The sequence below is a fragment of the Rhodoferax sp. GW821-FHT07F03 genome (genome assembly GCF_059418745.1).
In genome coordinates this window covers 93417-112237 of record NZ_JBWKQM010000006.1, presented here as the reverse complement: position 1 = coordinate 112237, position 18821 = coordinate 93417, and the positions used below count along the sequence as shown (strand labels likewise).

Below are 18821 nucleotides of genomic sequence, written 5' to 3'. Positions count from 1 at the left end.
GATCATGATTCCGTCAGCCGGTCTTGTGGACTTCCATTGCCACGTCGATCTCTACCCGGACCACGCTCTTGCGGTCCGGGAGGCAGATGCGGCTGGCGTATTCACCCTCGCGGTGACAACAACACCGTTAGCGTGGCCACGCAATCACGAACTCGCGCAGCGCACGAAGCATGTCCGAGCTGCGCTTGGGCTGCATCCGCAATTGGTCGCGGAGCGTGCGAGCGAACTTGAACTGTGGGATCGCTACCTGTCGGAGGCGCGTTACGTTGGTGAAGTCGGCCTCGATGCAGGTCCGCGCTTCTACAAATCTCTGGATCTGCAGAAGCAAGTCTTTCAACACGTTCTTCAGCGTTGCGCTGACGCGGGGGGCAAAGTTGTCACTGTCCACAGCGTTCGAGCTGCCAAGGCTGTGCTTGACCATATTGAATCGTTTTTGCCTCCATCTAAGGGGAAGGTCGTACTTCACTGGTTCACCGGCAGCAAGGCAGAAGCGCAGCGCGCTCTCGAATTGGGGTGTTATTTTTCGATAAACGCCGCCATGTTGGAAAATACGCGACATGCATCTATGGTCGCGCTGATTCCGCTCGATAGGCTGTTGACTGAGACCGATGGCCCCTTCACAAAGACGGGCGATCGCCCGTCTAAACCTGCCGATGTTGCCATAGTGGTCGAAGCGCTCAGCCGGCTGCACGGAATGCCCACTTCAACGGTAGCCGCAACGATACGAGCGAATCTGCGTGCCCTACTCGAACCGAATGATGGAGCGAAGAACGGTCCGCCCCCTCCGCCTGGGGTTACCAACTCTTAATGGAGACTACCGAAGTGCCAAAAAAATTTCATGTTGCCTTGTCCTTTGCCGGCGAAGATCGTGTGTATGTCGATGCCGTGGCCAAGGCGTTGCAAGCCGAAGGCGTCGATGTCTTTTACGACAAGTTCGAGGAAGTCGATTTGTGGGGAAAGGATCTGTACACGCACCTGAGCGATGTCTACCAGAACCGAGCTGTCTTCACTGTCATGTTCGTCTCCGACGCGTACCGCAAGAAGTTGTGGACGAACCATGAGCGCAAGAGCGCCCAAGCTCGGGCATTCACCGAAAGCCGCGAATACATCCTGCCGGCCTTTTTTGATGAGAGCGTCGAAGTGCCTGGTCTCTTGAAGACAACAGGACACATTGCTCTTGCAGGTCGTTCGCCCGCTGCCCTGGCCGAACTCATCACCAAGAAGCTACGAGAAGCCGGTGTACGCCTGAAGCAGGCCTTTTCGTACTCGGATGAGGCCAAGGCAGATGTGGACTTCCCGCTAAAGAACGGAAACAAAATCGCCGGTCTTATTAAGGCGATGAAGACCTACAACTGGTATCAGCAGAATCCGGCCGTCGTGGCCGTACTGGAACTCGATTGGGGCAAGGTCAGTGCTGACGAAGCCTTTGTGCTGGGTCGCAATCTGTATCAATGCGCTTGTGGAAACGAGAATCGAGCGGTCGCGTTCTTGGACAAGCTGCGTTAGGAGTTGGCTTCCATTCCAATCGAGCGGGCGCTCGATGTGTTGAACGGAATGTTCTTCGAGGTCTACTTCAATGCTGCTGGCGAGTTCCGCTCCGGCAAGATCAAGGGACGGTGTTTGGAGAAGTTGCTGGCTATTCAAACGGTGAAGAAGTACGAGCCCGCAATGCTATTCATCCAACGGACGCTTGAACCGTATCGTGACGAGCTTCCTTTTGTTCCTTCCACCGCACCGCAGGAAGTGGTCGTGGAACTGAGCGTTAAGCGGAGTGCGCCACCTCTCGTTAAGGCGCTGACGATTGGGGAACGCAGTTTGCTGAGTGAAGACAAGGACAACGATAGCCCAGACGGTCGAGTATGGCGTTTGTCATTCCGGGGCTTTACGGTTAAGGAACTGAAGGCGCAACTTGCAGAGGAGTGGAGCATCCCCAGCGACTTGCTCACAATTGCGCCAGACCGGAAGCTGGACCCGAAACTTGAGCTTGAGCTACCGGACGGCGTGAGCATTCGATGGCCAGCACACAAATGATGTGTGCCATTCAGAAAGCCCGTCTCAAGAAACTTCCGGGCCTGGTTAAGTGCCGCCATGAGGACGTGAGGAATTTTCACGAATCAGTGGTGCGCAATCGTCAGCCCGAACAATTCGCCACGCCGAAGTCTGGCGGCATCCGTTTATAGCCAGGACCGACTCGTGCCTGATATCCCAATCGTAGACGCCCTATTTTCTGCACTACTCAACAGCGACAAGGCCGCACTTGACGCCATCGAGTCCCAACGCGCGGCGGAATGCGCAGGTCTTCGCGCTGTCATTTGCGCCGATTCCCCAGGTGCGATCAACCTCGAACTTGGCCTCAGCCTGTCCTCCAGTGAGTACGTCACCCCTTTCTTCGAGGGCCAACGAGCGTTCTTCATGTCCGCCGGGACCAGCATTCAAGCACGGTTCACTGGCGGCCAGTCGAATGTACTGATCGATTTTTCGCTGAGCTTCGACTCGAACTTTGCAGAGAAGATGCGTGCGGCCATCGCCGGTGAGAGCATCCAGCAGGTCGATCGCAACCGGGTCGACGAGGTACTCATGCTCAAAGCTCGGAACCGCAACGTGCAATTCGACGTGCTGCCGTTCCTCATCGAGAACACCCGCCTGACCCGCGACGATCCACGCAACGAGCGCCCCTTGAATACGTTGATCGCCTTCCGCATGCTCGATCACCTGGATTGGGATGCCTTTCGGGATGATCCCACTCGCTTCGTTTTCGATGTCCCATGCGAAGAGCTAAAGGCTTCACTCCGTCCCGAAGCCGAGGCCTTTCTGTCGGAGTTGCAGACCAGTGAGCATGTCATTCATCACGAAGCCAAGAGCGCTGGGACACAGGCGTTGCTCTTGCGGTTTGCCCGACTGTGGCACGAGAAACGCAAGCCAGATAAGAGACGCATCTTGAGCGAACTGCTGCGTTTCAGCATCCATAACCTGGGGGCCATCCCGCTCACCGAGTTGCACCTCATATGGAGCGGCATGACTTCCGAGTTGGGGTCGCCGTTCTTCGGCCCGATCACTGGTCGATCCAAGACGATGCTGGAGGAGATTCGCGGCATGGCTTGGGACATGACTCTCCTCCGTGTCTTAGAGAAGAATGCTACGGCAAGTCAGCTCGGCTCGTTTTTCGTTCCTTATTTCGTGTCGATCGACCGCCGCTGGCGTCACTTGCTGCGCCTGAATTCTGTGAGGTTGATGCTGATCGATGATGCACATCGGCGCGTACTCTTCGCCCGTACCGATGAGCTGGAATTCCAGCACGTTCTGGGAGAATGCATGCAGACTGAGTTGCAGTCGGAGATGACTCCCGGAAAGGTTGAAACCCGTCGGAGGTCCGCGCAGGCAATCCGATTGGACGCAATGCAACAGCTCGTCGCCGAAGAAGAAAGCGGTTGGCTCGAACAAGCCTTGCAGCAATCGCAGAACGGAACCAGATAACACTTCTTCTGCGAATTGTCGTATCGCGACACGACAATTCGTTGGAGTTCACCCTTCGCGTAGCGCCCGCTGGTTGGCATGACGCTGCACTGGCGGATGCCGGCCAAACGCTGCCCGTTGGCCGGCCCCCGGATGTCGCCCAGCAGCATTGAAGGTGCTGCTGGCGACGGAACGGATATCTTGCACCGGATCAAGCATTCACCTCTTCGGTGCGGCGCCCCCCCGTGATTGTCTTGCGCCGATTGGCCACCAGCTCGGCGGCTTCCCGCACCGGCTTGTCCTCGGTGTGGACGTAGCGCATGAACATCACCACAGTCTTGTGAGCCGTCAGGGCCATGCCGACCTTGACCGGGATACCCGAATTGGCAATGTCGGTCGCTGAGCGATGGCGGATGCCGTGCGTTCCAACATGCGTCGCACCCGCCGCTTTGAGCGCACGACTCCAGCCACCGTAATACTCGCCTGTGGTCAGGTGTTGCCCTGGATGGCGCGGCGACGGTAGTACATAGGGATTGCCTTCCTGCCTCGGCGCCGTCGAAAGCAGCCGGTAGGCTTCCTCGCTTATGGGCTTGGACATGCCACCGGTCTTGCTGTCAGGCCAAACGACGCGGCGGTTTTCCAGATCGACCCATTCCCATTCGAGCGAGACGATTTCACCACGGCGGCCGGCGAACTCGAATTGCAGGCGAATCGCCAACGGGATGACGTAGTTCTCCAGCCCCTCGGCCTCGATCTTGTCGAGCTGCCGGAACAGCTTGCCCATGTCCTCGTCGCTGATAAGGTGGGTGGACTTTCCAGCAGGGAACATCGGGACATGGCGGCAAGGATTGGTGCCGTCAGGCCGATAGCCCCACACCTCGGCCAAGTTGAACATCTTGCGCAGGATACTGAACGCCTTGTTTGCCTCGGTCTGCTTGTACGATAGTTTTTCCATCAGTCCGGCAATGTCAGGTCGCTTCACGTCATGGACCTTCTTGCGGCCCAGCAGCGGAATGATGCAGCGGTCGATGACGCCTTGATAGCCGACTCGGGTGCTGGGCTTGTTGCGCTTCTTGGAGTGATCCTCCATGAACTTCTTGCACAACTCCTCGACGGTGGGCGCTTTGCGTGCTTCCGCCTTGGCTGCGCCGGGATCACCACCCCGGCGTACCTGGGCCAGCCATTCCTGCGCGAGCGAGCGGGCCTGTTCGACGGTCAGTTCCCCGTACTGGCCCAAGGCGGGCTTGCGGCGCTCGCCGGCGTTCGTCCGGTACTGGAGCATGAACACCTTGCGGCCCGACGGGGTAATCTTGCACAAGAAGCCGGGCACCAGCGTATCCCGGAGTTCGACAGCCTGCGCCTGTGGTTGTGCCGCGTCGACAGCGGACTTGGTGAGCTTGATTTTTGCCATGATGACTCCTCGGAAAGACCCGGTTCCCAGGAGCCTTCTAGGGGCCAGCAGAGAGGAAGTCGGGTCAAGTTTCAGAAAGCACCGGCATATGATGAACTCGCCTAAGTCATTGATAAACCTGCTGTATCTAGTCCTGGCGTAGTCCAGCGAAGTGCCGGGCTGGAGTCATGGTGAAATAAAAAAGGCCCGTGTAACTGCTAGTTCCACGGGCCTTTTTACGTCTACGCTATCAGTCCGACTTGGTGACCAGGTCGAAGTGTTCCACCACTGGTGGGCTGGCGAAGAAGGGGCCGACGATGGCGCGCCATTCGGCGAATGCAGGCGTTTCGCGGAAGCCTACGTTATGCGCTTCTACCGAGGTCCAGAAGATTTGCAGCACGTAGCGCTCAGGGCTTTCAATGCCCTTATTGACCTTGTAGCCCTTGCAGCCAGGGTTCTTGCTGATGACGGTCTGCAGGCCACGCGTGATGGCCTCATCGAATGCGGCTTGTTCGCCGGGGCGGATGCGGATGTCGGCAATTTCTAAAATCATAGAGATCTCGGTTAATGGTTAGTCGATGGCAGCGGCACACATGGTTCCTGCCCAGAGATACCGCGGAACCGGCTCCGCCGGGCCGCTGGTATCGCCCCCTGCACGGGGGGTGGCGAAGACATGCGTACTCGGCTTTTCAAGTCGATTCCGGGGCAGTGCGTAGCCTGGGGGGGTTACAAAACCTCGCTGGCGAAGTCGGCTAAGCGCGAACGCTCGCCGCGCGCCAGCATGATGTGGCCGCTGTGCGGCCAGCCTTTGAACTTGTCCACCGCGAACGTCAGGCCGGATGAGCCTTCGGTCAGGTACGGCGTGTCGATCTGCTGCAGGTTACCCATGCAGATGATCTTGGTGCCGGGGCCGGCGCGGGTGATCAGCGTTTTCATCTGCTTGGGCGTCAGGTTCTGCGCCTCGTCGATGATCACGTACTTGTTCAAGAAGGTGCGGCCGCGCATGAAGTTCATGCTCTTGATCTTGATGCGCGAACGGATCAGCTCGTTGGTTGCCGAGCGGCCCCATTCGCCTGCGCTGGTCTCGGTTTTGGCCAGCACTTCCAGGTTGTCGTCCAGCGCGCCCATCCAGGGGCCCATTTTTTCCTCTTCGGTGCCGGGCAGAAAGCCTATGTCTTCACCGACGCTGACCGTGGCGCGCGTCATGATGATCTCGGTGTAGCGGCGCTCGTCCAGCACCTGGGTCAGACCGGCGGCCAGAGCCATCAATGTTTTGCCGGTGCCGGCGTTGCCAGTCAGGGTGACGAAGTCGACTTCCGGGTCGAGCAGCAGGTTCATTGCGAAATTTTGTTCGCGGTTGCGGGTGGTCACACCCCACACGGCGTGCTTGAGGTGGTTGTAGTCTTTCAACGTCTTCAACACCGCAGTCTTGGCGCGGATTTCGGTCACGCGCGCATACAGGCTGGGCTCGCCCGGGGCTTCGAAGTAGACGAACTGGTTGACCATCATCTCGGGCACGATGGGGCCGGAGATGCGGTAGAAAGTGTGCAGGCCTTGCTGCCAGCTTTCCACAGTTTTGCCATGTTTGCTCCAGAAATCGGCCGGCAGGGCCAGTGCGCCGGAGTAGAGGAACTCGCCGTCTTCCAGCGCCTTGTCGTTCTGGTAATCCTCGGCGGCCAGGCCCAGTGCGCGGGCCTTGACGCGCATATTGATGTCCTTGGACACCAGCACGACTTCGCGGCCGGGATGCAGCGGGCGCAGCGCCTCGACCACGCCCAGGATCTGGTTGTCGGCCTTGCCCTGGGGCAGGCTGGACGGCAGGGTGTAGTCCAGCGTCTGGGTCTGGAAGAACAGCTTGCCGCCGGCTTCAGGGTGTCCGGTGGCATCCAGCTTCAGTCCGATGCCGATGTCGCCACCATTGCTGCCGGCCAGGGCGTCCAGCGAGCGGCTGGTCTGGCGTGCGTTGCGGGCGACTTCGGTCATACCCTTTTTGTTGCTGTCCAGCTCTTCCAGCACGATCATGGGCAGGAAGATGTCGTGCTCTTCGAAGCGGAACAGGCACATCGGATCGTGCATCAGCACATTCGTGTCCAGCACGAACAGCTTGGCCGGTCCCGTGCTCTTGGGGGTCTTGCGCTTGGCAGCGGGTTCTTGCAGCAGGGCCACGCCACGGTTGCGTGCGGGGGCTGCGCGGTCTGCCGCTGGTGCGGGTCTGCTGGGTTCGGCCGCGGGGCTGGATTTGTCGCGCTGGGTGGGCAGGCGCTGCTCCACCGGTTCCACCGCCACATTGCGGGCTTGGGGTTTTTCGTCTACGGGGCCGGCATTGGCGCTGGCTTTAGGTGCCCGGCTGGTCCCCGATTTTTTAACGGGTTTGGCGACCACGTCATAGGCTTCACGGGCCAGGGTGGCGGCGCGCTTGGTGGGGGCGGGTGGCAATGGCATAGGGCGTGGGGCTCGCTAAAAAGAAGGATCAAAAAGCGAAAAAGCCGCCAGGAGGCCCGGGCGGCTTTTGAGGGGGAAGCGCGTTCGAATTCACCAAAAACATGAATTCATTATGCATGAGCTGCGTGGCATTTTGGTGCCGTGCAGCAATGACGGCTTTAAACGGTTTTCTTCAGGTCCTTGACGGCTTGCAGCACGTCGTCCACATGGCCGGGTACTTTCAGGCCGCGCCATTCGTTTTTCAGCACACCGTCGGCGCCGATCAGAAAGGTGCTGCGCTCAATACCCTTGACCTTTTTGCCGTACATGATCTTGTTCTTGACCACGCCAAACATATGGCACATTTTTTCTTCGGTGTCGGCGATCAGTTCAAACGGCAGTTCGAGCTTGGTCTTGAACTCGTCGTGCGACTTCATGTTGTCGCGCGACACACCGAACACCGTGGCGCCGGCCTTTACAAATTCTTTATGCTTGTCGCGGAACTGCATGGCCTCGGTGGTGCACCCAGGGGTGTTATCTTTGGGATAGAAATACAGGACAACAACTTTACCGAGATGGGTGGTGTTGGAGACCTTTACGCCACCCGTGGCGTTGGCTTCGAATTCGGGGATAGGTTTATTGACAACGATCGCCATAGTGCTTGGGGTCTCTTGTGACGGGATGTGGTCGTTGAAAGCTGAAAGTGGCTTGGAAAGATGCGATCACATGCTTGACCAAGATACCGCGGCTGACCAATCTGCTGTGAAGGTTATTACGCAGCTGCAACCTTCGATTTTACCCTGAAAACCCAGAGGCTCACGGCGCAGGCTCAAGTATCAGGGCTGCCACGACGTGGCGACCTTCCTGGGCCAGGATGTTGTAGGTGCGGCAGGCGGCCTGTGTATCCATGGTCTCCAGGCCTATGCGCCGGGCCATCAGTTCCTTCATCCAGACCGGTTTGGGAAAGCGGATGCGGCTGCCGCTGCCAAAGATCACCAGCTCGGGCTGCAGCGCGGCGAGTTGTGTGAAGTGCTCCTCCGTCAGGTCCTCAAAGCGTGCGCAATTCCATACCAGGCGCTCACCGTGCGAGCCCAGCACCACGCTGTGCTCCACTTTGTCGGTGTTGATGCCCACCCAGCCAGGCCCGTAGCCGGTGATGGATTGGACGTCGAATTTATCGGGTTGGATCTTCATGGGGCGGCGTGCCTGGGTTGGATGTTGCCAGGCCCTGGAACGGGGCGGCAAATGTGGTCCAATTATAGGTTTCCATCCTTGCAAGCTGCCCGGGAGCAGGCGGCTTGCATATTTGCCCATTAAGCGCCCACTAGGCCACCATGAAGACCATCCAAAAATCCAGCAAACTGGCCAATGTGCTGTACGACATTCGCGGGCCGATCATGGACGCAGCGCGCCAGATGGAGGACGAAGGCCAAAAGATCATCAAGCTCAATATCGGCAATCTGGCGGTTTTTGGCTTCGACGCGCCGGAAGAGATCCAGCAGGACATGATCCGCAACCTGCCCAATTCGGCAGGTTATTCGGACAGCAAGGGCATTTTTGGTGCGCGCAAGGCGGTCATGCACTACACCCAGCAGCAAGGCATTGCGGGCGTGACGCTGGACGACATCTACTTGGGCAACGGCGCCAGTGAGCTCATCACCATGGCGACCAACACCTTGCTGGACAACGGCGACGAGCTGTTGCTACCCATGCCCGACTATCCGCTGTGGACGGCCGCGACCAGCCTGTCTGGCGGCACGCCGGTGCACTACCTGTGCGACGAGGCCAATAACTGGATGCCCAACCTGGACGACATCCGCGCCAAGATCACGCCGCGCACCAAGGGCATCGTGGTGATCAACCCCAACAACCCCACGGGCGTGGTGTACACCGACGCGCTGCTGCTGGAGATCGTCGCCATCGCCCGCGAGCATGGCCTGGTGATCCTGGCCGACGAGGTCTACGACAAGGTGCTGTACGACGGCGTCAAGCACACGGCGATGGGCAGCCTGTCGACCGACGTGCTGACCCTGACCTTCAATTCGCTGTCCAAAAGCTACCGGTCCTGCGGCTACCGCGCGGGCTGGATGGTGGTGTCGGGCAACAAAAAGGTGGCCACCGATTACATCGAGGGCCTGAACATGCTCTCCAACATGAAGCTGTGTTCCAACGTGCCCGGCCAGTGGGCCATCCAGACCGCCCTGGGCGGCTACCAGAGCATCAACGACCTGGTCTGCGAAGGCGGCCGTCTGCGCCGCCAGCGCGACCTGGCCTACGAGCTGATCACCGCCATTCCGGGCGTCACCTGCGTCAAGCCACAAGCGGCGCTGTACATGTTCCCCCGGCTGGACCCGGCGGTCTACCCGATCGCCGACGACCGCCAATTCTTCCTGGAACTGCTGCGCGAAACCCGCGTCATGCTGGTGCAGGGCACCGGTTTCAACTGGCAGCAACCGGACCACTTCCGCATCGTCTTCCTGCCCCATGAAGACGACCTGCGCGAAGCGATTGGCCGCGTTGCCAAATTTCTTGAAAGCTATCGTAAACGTAGCGCCTAGCGCACGTACTACCTGCGCTATCGGCACTTTTTACTTAAATATCTGTTATGAAACCCATCCAAGTAGGCATCCTCGGCATCGGCACTGTCGGCAGCGGCGTGTTCAACGTTTTGCAGCGCAACCAGGAAGAAATCAAGCGCCGGGCCGGCCGTGGCATTGAGGTCACCATGGTGTCGCGCCGCAACGTGGCCGAGGCCCAAGCCCTGGTGGGCGACCGTGCCCAGGTGGTGGCCGATGCACGCGCCATCATTGCCAACCCCGACATCGATATCGTGGTCGAGCTGATCGGCGGCTACACCCTGGCCAAAGAGCTGGTGCTGGAAGCCATTGCCGCCGGCAAACACGTGGTCACCGCCAACAAGGCCTTGCTGGCCGTGCACGGCACCGAAATCTTCGCTGCGGCCCATGCCAAGGGCGTGATGGTGGCGTTTGAAGCAGCGGTCGCCGGTGGCATCCCCATCATCAAGGCGCTGCGCGAAGGCCTGACGGCCAACAGCATCCAGTGGGTGGCCGGCATCATCAACGGCACGACCAACTTCATCCTCAGCGAAATGCGCGACAAGGGCCTGGACTTTGCCGTGGTGCTCAAAGAAGCCCAGCGCCTGGGCTACGCCGAGGCCGACCCCACCTTCGACATCGAAGGCGTGGACGCCGCGCACAAGCTGACCCTGATGTCGGCCATTGCCTTCGGCATCCCGGTGCAGTTCGACAAGGCCTATGTCGAAGGCATTACCCAGCTGGGCTCGCAAGACATCAAGTACGCCGAGCAACTGGGCTACCGCATCAAATTGCTGGGCATCACCAAGCGCACGCCGCAGGGCGTGGAGCTGCGTGTGCACCCCAGCCTGGTGCCAGCCAAGCGCCTGATCGCCAATGTCGAAGGCGCGATGAACGCGGTGGTGGTGCAGGGCGATGCCGTCGGCACCACGCTGTACTACGGCAAGGGCGCGGGCAGCGAACCCACCGCCAGCGCGGTGATCGCCGACCTGGTGGACATCACCCGCCTGCACACCGCCGACCCGACCAATCGCGTGCCGCACCTGGCCTTCCAGCCAGATGCCCTGAGCGATCTGCAAGTGCTGCCCATGGGCGACGTGGTCACCAGCTACTACCTGCGCCTGCGCGTAGCCGATCAGGCCGGCGTGCTGGCTACCGTCACCGGCCTGCTGGCCGCGGCCGACATCAGCATCGACGCGGTGCTGCAGCGCGAAGCCGATGAAATCGGCGGCGAAGGCGCCACGCAAACCGATGTGATCATCCTGACCCACGACTGCACCGAGTCGCGCATGAACGCCGCCCTGGCGCAGATGCAGGCCCTGCCCACCGTGCTCGCGCCCATCACCCGCATCCGCAAGGAAGAGCTGGCCTGACCTCATACTCCTTTACGCATTAAAACTGTGAGGGTTGCGCTATGAAAATTGAGTCGATACGCCTAAAAAACTTTAAGGCTTTTCGGGATGTTCATATTTCTGAAATGCCTGATTTTCTCGTCGTAGTGGGAGCAAATGGCGCGGGTAAAACGACCTTGTTTGATGTGTTTGGATTCCTACATGATTGCCTCAAGGGCAATGTACGACAAGCCCTGGATCGTCGGGGTAGATTCAAAGAGGTTTTGAGTCGAGACAGTGTGGAAGACACAATCTTGATCGAAATTCAATACCGCATGCCGATTGCGGGCGTTGATCGCCTGGTCACCTATTCGTTGGAAATCGCCGAAAAAGGAAATGCGCCTTATGTGAAGCGAGAGGTGCTTCGCTACAAGCGCGGGCGCTACGGGAGTCCTTACAGATTTTTAGACTTCACCAATGGGCAAGGTTTTGCCATTAATAACGAAGAGGATTTCCATAAGCCCGACGGCGAGTTGGAGCGAGAGTTCCAAACGGTTGCACCTGACACTTTAGCCATCAAAGGTTTAGGGCAGTTTGAGCGATTCAAGGCGGCCAATGCTTTTCGTCAGTTAATGGAGTCGTGGCATGTTTCCGATTTTCACATTGATGCCGCACGTGGGCGTAAAGAGCCGTCCGGTGATTCAGAGCATCTGTCTGAAACGGGCGATAACCTGCCATTGGTTGCACGTTATTTGTACGAGCAATACCCCCGGGATTTTCAGAACATTTTGACCACCATGGCTCGGCGTGTACCAGGGGTTCGTGCGGTGGAGCCATTGTTGTTGGATGATGGGTACTTGACGCTTCGGTTCCAGGATGGTTCGTTCAAGACCCCTTTTTTGGATCGCTATGTTTCCGATGGCACTATCAAGATGTTTGCCTATCTTGTGTTGTTACATGACCCTAAACCGCACCCATTGCTGTGTGTAGAAGAGCCTGAAAATCAGCTATATCCCAAGTTAATGATTGAGTTGGCTGAAGAGTTCCGTCTGTACGCTCAACGTGGTGGACAAGTACTCGTGTCCACCCATTCGCCGGATTTTCTGAATGCGGTTGAGCTTGATGAGGTATTTTGGTTGGTGAAGGAGGGTGGCGGAACTCAGATTCGTCGAGCAAGGGATGATGTGCAAATTGCAGCCTATATGGCAGACGGCGATCAAATGGGCAATTTGTGGAAACAAGGCTTCTTTAAGGGGGCTGACCCCATATGACGGAGTTGGTTTTTTGCTTGGAGGAGGCCTCTGCACAGGCCATGCTGGAGGGACTGTTGCCCCGTTTGTTTCCAGATGGAGGGATGGTCTACCGGTACATCACCTTTCAAGGTAAGCAGGATCTAGAAAAGCAATTACTTCGAAAGTTACGTGGTTATCAGAATCCATTAGCAAAATTTGTAGTACTACGCGACCAAGACTCCAATCCGGATTGCGGCGCGGTGAAGGAAAAGCTGTTGGCCATATGTATCCAGGCGGGGCGTCCCGACAGCTTGGTACGCATTGCCTGTAGGGAGCTTGAGACTTTTTATTTGGCTGATTTAGCTGCAGTCGAGCGTGGACTCGGTATTTCCGGATTGGTGAAATTGCAGGCTACTAAGAAATTCCGCAGTCCTGATTACCTAGGATCTCCGTCTAAAGAACTAGGTATCTTGACGAAAGGGCTTTACCAAAAAGTAGGTGGATCGCGAGCGATAGGTACCCATCTTGATCTTGAGAACTTCCGATCTGACAGTTTTCGCAATCTCGTAGCCGGGATTCGGCGACTTGCCCATTGATTTATTGGACATTATTCATGCACTACATCTCCACCCGTGGCGACGCCACGCCGCGCAAGTTCTGTGAAATCCTGCTCGAAGGCCTGGCGCCCGATGGCGGCCTGTACCTGCCGGTGCAGTACCCGCAGGTGGACAACACCACCCTGACGCGCTGGCGCAAGGTCTACCACGAGCAAGGCTATGCCGAGCTGGCGTTTGAAATTTTGTCGCTGTATATCGACGACATCCCGGCCGACGACCTGCGCGCCCTGTGCCGCAAGACCTATACCGCCCAGGTGTTCGGCACTGGCGAGATCGTGCCCCTGCGCCATGTGGAAAACGGCGTCTACCTGGAAGCCCTGTCGAATGGCCCGACCCTGGCCTTCAAGGACATGGCGATGCAGCTGCTGGGCAATTTGTTCGAGTACGAGCTGGCGCGGCGCGGCGAAGAGCTGAACATCCTGGGTGCCACCAGCGGCGACACCGGCAGCGCGGCCGAATACGCGATGCGCGGCAAGAAGGGCGTGCGCGTCTTCATGACCTCGCCAGCCGGCCGCATGAGCCCGTTCCAGCAGGCGCAGATGTTCAGCCTGCAGGACGCGAACATCATCAACATCGCTGTGGAAGGCGTGTTCGACGACTGCCAGGACATCGTCAAGGCCGTGTCCAACGACCTGGACTTCAAGCGCAAGTACAAGATCGGCACCGTCAACAGCATCAACTGGGCGCGTTTGCTGGCCCAGGTGGTGTACTACTTCGCCGGCTACATCCAGGCCACCGAGACCAACGACCAGAAGGTCAGCTTCACCGTGCCCTCGGGCAACTTCGGCAACGTCTGCGCCGGCCATGTAGCCCGCATGATGGGCCTGCCGGTGGCGCAGCTGGTGGTGGCCACCAACGAGAACGATGTGCTCGACGAGTTCTTCCGTACCGGCGTCTACCGGGTGCGCGGCAGCGCCGATACGCACGAGACCTCCAGTCCCTCGATGGACATCTCCAAGGCCTCCAACTTTGAACGCTTCGTGTTCGACCTGGTGGGCCGCGATGGCGCGCGCACCAAGGACTTGTTCAGCACCCAGCTGTCGGCCACCGGCAGCTTCGATTTGAGCGCTGATCCGGCCTTCAAGGACGTGGCCGCGCGCTACGGCTTCGCCAGCGGTAAGAGCACGCATGCCGACCGCCTGGCCACCATCCGCGACACGGCGGATCGCCACGGCATGGTCATCGACACGCACACGGCCGACGGCCTGAAGGTGGCGCTGGAGCACTTACAAATCGGCACTCCGATGATCGTGCTGGAGACGGCGCTGCCGATCAAGTTCGCCGCCACCATCGTCGAAGCCCTGGGCCGCGAACCCGAGCGTCCCGCGCAGTTCGAAGGCATCGAAGCCCTGCCCAAGCGCGTGCTGAACCTGCCCGCCGATGTGACGCTGGTGAAGGCGCTGATCGAGAAGACTTGTAGCTAAATAGGCCTCTGGCGCAGGTTCTACCTGCGCTAGCAGCTATTAAAAACATAGTATGGTGCGGACATGGGTATGAAGGCGGTCGTCTTCGCGGGCTTTTCCGGGTCGGGCAAAACCACCCTGGTGGAGCAGCTGATTCTCCGCCTCAAGCAGCTGGGCCTGCGGGTGTCCGTGGCCAAGCATGCCCACCACAAATTCGACATCGACCATCCGGGCAAGGACAGCTGGCGGCACCGCCAGGCCGGCGCCTTCGAGGTGGTGGTGGCCTCCGACCGGCGCCTGGCCCTGGTGCGCGAATTCGAACAACCTGAGGCGCTGTCGGTGCATGCGCTGATCGCCGAACTTAGCCCCAGCGTGGACTGGGTGCTGGTCGAGGGCTTCAAGTCCAGCGACCTGCCCAAGATCGAAGTCTGGCGCGCCGCCGCGCAGCAACCGGTGCAATACCCGGTGGACCCGCACATCGTGGCCATAGCCACCGACGTGGCCGCCGACGCATTGCCCGAGCCCAGCCCGTACCCCGTGCTGGACCTGAACGACCCCGACGCTGTAGTTGCCTGGCTGCTGCAGCACGCCCCTCTGTTTGTCTACAAGGCCCCGACATGACCCGACCCCGCGCTCCTTTGATGCCGCTGGACGACGCCCTGGCCCAGCTGCTGGCCCAGGCGCAGCCCCTGGCCGGGGTAGAGCAGGTGTCCACCTTCGATGCCGACAGCCGCGTGCTGGCGCAAGACCTGGTGTCGGAGCTGCAAGTGCCCGCGCACGACAACAGCGCCATGGACGGCTACGCCCTGCGCTGTGCGGATCTGGCGGGCGCGGCCAGCTTGCCGGTTTCCCAGCGCGTAGCCGCCGGCAGCCCGGCGCTGGCCCTGCAGGCAGGTACGGCGGCGCGCATCTTTACCGGTGCGCCCATTCCCTTTGGTGCCGACGCGGTGGTGATGCAGGAGGACTGCGAAGTCCTGCCCGACCAAAGCATCCGCGTGCTGCGCCCACCCCAGCCCGGCCAGTGGCTGCGCCGCGCCGGCGAAGACGTGGCCAAGGGCGCTGTGGTGCTATCGAAAGGTGAGCGCCTTACGCCCGCATCTACTGCGCTGGCGGCCAGTATTGGCATGGACCAGCTGCCGGTGGCGCGGCGCCCAAGGGTGGCGCTGTTTTCCACCGGCGACGAACTGGTGATGCCTAGCGAAGTGGCGCCACAGGCTATGCGGCCCGGGGCCATCTACAACTCGAATCGTTTCTTTCTGCGCGCCCTGCTGCAACGCCTGGGCTGCGTGGTGACCGACTACGGCATCGTGCCGGACCAGCGCGCCGCTACCGAGCAAGCGCTGCGCGATGCCAGCCAGGCACACGACCTGATACTGACCAGCGGCGGCGTGTCGGTGGGTGAGGAAGACCATGTCAAACCCGCTGTGCAGGCCCTGGGCCAGCTGAATCTGTGGCAGATCGCAATCAAGCCCGGTAAGCCGTTTGCCTGTGGCCGGGTGGGCGGCGCCCACTTCATCGGTCTGCCTGGCAACCCGGTGTCCAGCTACATCACTTTCCTGGTGTTGGTGCGCCCCTTCCTGCTGCGGCTGCAGGGCGCCACCCAGCTGGCGCCGCAGGCCATGGCACTGCCCGCGCATTTCAACTGGCCCCGCGCCGACCAGCGCCGCGAATTTTTGCGCGTGCGGCGCAACGCGGCCGGCGGCCTGGACCTGTTCGCCAACCAAAGCTCTGGCGTGCTGACCTCCGCCGCCTGGGGCGACGGCGTGGTGGACAATCCGCCGGGCCAGACCATCGCCCACGGCGACATGGTGCGTTTTATCTCTTTGACGGAGCTGCAGGCATGAAAGTGAACGTGCTGTACTTCGCCTCCATCCGCGAAGCCCTGGGCCAGGGTCGTGAAGAGGTCATCACCAACGCAGCCACCGTGCAGGCTCTGCGCGACGAGCTGGTGGCGCGAGATGGCGCCTATGCCAGCAGCCTGGCGCCAGGCCGTGCTGTGCGCGCCGCGCTGAACCAGGTGATGGTGGATGGGCAAGCTGCGCTGGTGGACGGGGCCGAGGTGGCATTTTTTCCGCCGGTGACGGGGGGCTAGTTGGTTGGAGGCGCATCCACGTAGCCTGGGCGGTGAGGGACAGTGTTGTTTCCCCTATGCCTTCTTCACAAACTCCGACTTCAATTGCATCGCGCCCACGCCGTCGATCTTGCAGTCAATGTCGTGGTCGCCTTCGATGATGCGGATGCTTTTGACCTTGGTGCCCACTTTGATGACGAGGGAGGAGCCTTTGACCTTCAGGTCTTTGACCAGGGTGACAGCATCGCCATCGGCTAGCACGTTGCCATGGGCGTCGCGGACGACGCGTTCTTTTTCAGCGCTGTCTTCTGCGGCCTTCTGCGGCCACTCGTGCGCGCATTCTGGGCACATGAACAGAATGCCGTCTTCGTAGGTGAAGGCGGAGCCGCATTGGGGGCAGGGGGGTAAGTTGCTCATGTTATTTTGGTCTTGGGTGAGTGGTTGATCTTGGGGGGAGTGGTGGCTCTAGTTGGCCTAGGGTGAACGGAGATCCCAAGCCAAATTGTCTGCTACCGCAGAAAGAATCTGCGCAAGCCGCTATTCATTTGAGAGCAAGCCTGCATCCCTGTCCGAGATGCAGTGCTAACGCCCGCCGGCTATTCCAGCTCGGCCAGCTTGGAGTTGCGCAGGCGGTTCGGGGCCAGGGCACCGGCCGAGTCCAGAATGGGGTAGGCAATGGAGCAGATGTGCGAGTTGATGCGCTTGAGCTCGCTGATCAGGTCGATGTGCAGCGAGCTGGTTTCGATGCTGGACAGGGTGTTGTCCGTCAGCCGTACCAAGTGGGACCGCGAGTAGGCGTGCTCCAGGTCGCGGAAGCGGGCTTTTTCCTCCAGCAGCTTTTTGGCGTCGTGCACATTGCCGTTCAGGAACACGCTCATGGACAGGCGCAGGTTGTCCAGCAGGCGGGCGTGCAGCTCGCCGATTTCCTGCAGGCCGGCTTCTGAGAAGTTGCGCCGGGGGCGTATCTTCTTGTCCTGTACGTCGATCAGCACGCGTTCGATGATGTCGCCGATCTGTTCCATATTGATGGTGAAGCTGATGATGTCGGTCCAGCGTCGGCTCTCGGCTTCGGCCAGGGCTTCACGCGATATCTTGGTCAGGTAGTACTTGATGGCTGAGTACAGCTCGTCCACCGTGTCGTCCAGCTTGCACAGCTCCTTGGCCAGGGCTTCGTCGTCGTGGCTGATCACTTCCATCACGCCGCGCAGCATGGTTTCCACCACATCGGCCTGGTGCAGGGCCTCGCGCGCGGCACAGGAGATGGCCAGCGAGGGCGTGGACAGGGCGGACGGGTCCAGATGTCGCGGCCGCATCTGGGATGCGGAGGGTAGGGGTTTGGGCAGCAGCTTTTCCATGGCCTTGGCCACCAACTGGGTCAGGAAAATAAAGGCCAGGCTCATGGCTACGTTGAAGGCCAGGTGGAACAGCACCACACCCTGTGTAGAGTCGGGCATGGAGGGCTGCACATGGCGCAGCCACAGGCCGATGAACGGCGCCACCAGCACCACGCCCATGATCTTGAACACCAGGTTGCCCACGGTGACCTGGCGCACCTCGATGGCCGACTTGGCTGTGGTCAGTACTGCCAGCGCGCCACTGCCCAGGTTGGCACCCAGCACCAGGCCCAGCGCTACGTCCAGGTGGATCACATGCGAGGCGGCCAGCGCCGCAATCAGCAGCACCACCGCCAGGCTGGAGTAGGCAAGTATGGCCAGCAGCATGCCGAGGAAGATCTCCAGCACCACGTCGCTGCTGACGGCGCTCAGCAGCCCGCGTATGGCGGGTGAGGCCAGCAGCGGCTCGGTGGCGTCCACCACCAAACGCAGGGCCAGCAGCATCAGGCCCAGGCCGATCAGCACCCGGCCGATGCGCCCGGGCGTACCGTCCTTGCTGGACAGGAACAGCACCACGCCGACAAAGATGAACAGCGGCGACAGCCACGACAGGTCGAAGGAAAACAGCACCGACATCAGACTGGTGCCGATGTCGGCCCCGCGCATCACGGCCAGTGCGGCGGGCAGGGTGATCAGGCCCTGGCCCACGAAGGAGGATGTCATTAACGAGGTGGCTGTGCTGGACTGCACCAATGCCGTCACGCCTATGCCCGATAGGGCGGCGGTGAAACGGTTGCCCATGCTGTTGGCCAGGATTTGCCGCAGGTTGGCGCCGAATACACGCAGCACACCGGTCCGTACCAGGTGGGTGCCCCACACAAGCAGCGCAATGGCCGCCAATAAATTAAGGAGATGCTTCATAGGGTTAGCCGGCAACTATACGCCGCAGCGCTGTTGTATTTGGCATGGGGACGCCATGGATTGGCCGGGAGGCGCCATGGGGGCACCCCGATT

19 protein-coding genes are annotated in these 18821 nt (G+C 60.0%); 12 read left to right on the top strand and 7 right to left on the bottom strand.

Features of this window, described 5'->3' with window-relative positions; all coding sequences use genetic code 11:
- Positions 1–4: 4 nt before the first annotated feature.
- The 4 genes from qatD (at position 5) to AC07R0_RS10380 (ending at position 3474) form a co-directional block, all read left to right on the top strand.
- A complete protein-coding gene (gene qatD, locus AC07R0_RS10395) occupies positions 5–808 on the top strand; it encodes a Qat anti-phage system TatD family nuclease QatD (protein WP_495104764.1) in 804 nt (267 codons plus the stop codon).
- Entirely contained in the window at positions 808–1506 is a 699-nt protein-coding gene (locus tag AC07R0_RS10390) for a toll/interleukin-1 receptor domain-containing protein (protein ID WP_495104763.1), read from the top strand. Before qatD ends, AC07R0_RS10390 begins: the two co-directional genes overlap by 1 nt.
- Before the next feature lie 3 nt (positions 1507–1509).
- Entirely contained in the window at positions 1510–2031 is a 522-nt protein-coding gene (locus tag AC07R0_RS10385; protein ID WP_495104762.1) for a hypothetical protein, read from the top strand.
- Positions 2032–2193: 162 nt separating this feature from the next.
- Positions 2194–3474 (top strand): hypothetical protein, encoded by a 1281-nt coding sequence (locus tag AC07R0_RS10380; RefSeq protein WP_495104761.1) that lies wholly within the window; start codon positions 2194–2196, stop codon positions 3472–3474.
- A gap of 190 nt (positions 3475–3664) precedes the next feature.
- Here the strand turns inward: AC07R0_RS10380 and AC07R0_RS10375 are convergent, their stop codons facing one another.
- The 5 genes from AC07R0_RS10375 to AC07R0_RS10355 form a co-directional block, all read right to left on the bottom strand.
- Positions 3665–4864: a tyrosine-type recombinase/integrase gene (locus tag AC07R0_RS10375; protein WP_495104760.1), complete on the bottom strand. Its 1200-nt coding sequence runs from the start codon at positions 4862–4864 to the stop codon at positions 3665–3667.
- A 229-nt stretch (positions 4865–5093) separates the two neighbouring features.
- Positions 5094–5396 (bottom strand): antibiotic biosynthesis monooxygenase family protein, encoded by a 303-nt coding sequence (locus AC07R0_RS10370; protein WP_490592502.1) that lies wholly within the window; start codon positions 5394–5396, stop codon positions 5094–5096.
- 173 nt (positions 5397–5569) lie between these two features.
- On the bottom strand, positions 5570–7285 hold the full coding sequence (locus tag AC07R0_RS10365; protein ID WP_495104759.1) for a PhoH family protein: 1716 nt from the start codon (positions 7283–7285) through the stop codon (positions 5570–5572).
- A gap of 158 nt (positions 7286–7443) precedes the next feature.
- Complete coding sequence (locus AC07R0_RS10360) at positions 7444–7920, bottom strand: peroxiredoxin (RefSeq protein WP_495104758.1); 477 nt, start codon at positions 7918–7920, stop codon at positions 7444–7446.
- Between the two features lie 160 nt (positions 7921–8080).
- On the bottom strand, positions 8081–8458 hold the full coding sequence (locus AC07R0_RS10355; protein WP_495104757.1) for an Mth938-like domain-containing protein: 378 nt from the start codon (positions 8456–8458) through the stop codon (positions 8081–8083).
- 140 nt (positions 8459–8598) lie between these two features.
- Between AC07R0_RS10355 and AC07R0_RS10350 the strand changes: the two genes are divergently transcribed.
- The 8 genes from AC07R0_RS10350 to moaD all read left to right on the top strand — a co-directional run bounded on the left by AC07R0_RS10350 (position 8599) and on the right by moaD (position 16494).
- Positions 8599–9822 carry a pyridoxal phosphate-dependent aminotransferase gene (locus AC07R0_RS10350; RefSeq protein ID WP_116605929.1) on the top strand — a complete coding sequence of 408 codons (1224 nt, stop codon included), beginning with the start codon at positions 8599–8601 and terminating at the stop codon, positions 9820–9822.
- A gap of 47 nt (positions 9823–9869) precedes the next feature.
- Positions 9870–11192: a homoserine dehydrogenase gene (locus tag AC07R0_RS10345; RefSeq protein WP_495096082.1), complete on the top strand. Its 1323-nt coding sequence runs from the start codon at positions 9870–9872 to the stop codon at positions 11190–11192.
- A gap of 41 nt (positions 11193–11233) precedes the next feature.
- Positions 11234–12421 (top strand): AAA family ATPase, encoded by a 1188-nt coding sequence (locus AC07R0_RS10340; RefSeq protein ID WP_495104756.1) that lies wholly within the window; start codon positions 11234–11236, stop codon positions 12419–12421.
- Positions 12418–12978: a DUF4276 family protein gene (locus AC07R0_RS10335; protein ID WP_495096080.1), complete on the top strand. Its 561-nt coding sequence runs from the start codon at positions 12418–12420 to the stop codon at positions 12976–12978. The genes AC07R0_RS10340 and AC07R0_RS10335 overlap by 4 nt, the downstream gene beginning before the upstream one ends.
- A gap of 17 nt (positions 12979–12995) precedes the next feature.
- Complete coding sequence (gene thrC / locus AC07R0_RS10330) at positions 12996–14423, top strand: threonine synthase (protein ID WP_495104755.1); 1428 nt, start codon at positions 12996–12998, stop codon at positions 14421–14423.
- Between the two features lie 69 nt (positions 14424–14492).
- A complete protein-coding gene (mobB, locus tag AC07R0_RS10325; RefSeq protein WP_495104754.1) occupies positions 14493–15023 on the top strand; it encodes a molybdopterin-guanine dinucleotide biosynthesis protein B in 531 nt (176 codons plus the stop codon).
- Positions 15020–16246: a molybdopterin molybdotransferase MoeA gene (locus AC07R0_RS10320; RefSeq protein ID WP_495104753.1), complete on the top strand. Its 1227-nt coding sequence runs from the start codon at positions 15020–15022 to the stop codon at positions 16244–16246. The genes mobB and AC07R0_RS10320 overlap by 4 nt, the downstream gene beginning before the upstream one ends.
- Positions 16243–16494 (top strand): molybdopterin converting factor subunit 1, encoded by a 252-nt coding sequence (gene moaD, locus AC07R0_RS10315; protein ID WP_495104752.1) that lies wholly within the window; start codon positions 16243–16245, stop codon positions 16492–16494. The genes AC07R0_RS10320 and moaD overlap by 4 nt, the downstream gene beginning before the upstream one ends.
- A 54-nt stretch (positions 16495–16548) precedes the next feature.
- On the opposite strand, the gene AC07R0_RS10310 is transcribed toward moaD, so the two are convergent.
- Positions 16549–16890, bottom strand: coding sequence for a zinc ribbon domain-containing protein YjdM (locus AC07R0_RS10310; RefSeq protein WP_495096075.1), 342 nt, complete (start codon positions 16888–16890; stop codon positions 16549–16551).
- Positions 16891–17069: 179 nt separating this feature from the next.
- Positions 17070–18728, bottom strand: a complete 1659-nt coding sequence (locus AC07R0_RS10305) for a Na/Pi cotransporter family protein (RefSeq protein ID WP_495104751.1) — start codon at positions 18726–18728, stop codon at positions 17070–17072.
- Between the last annotated feature and the right edge of the window lie 93 nt (positions 18729–18821).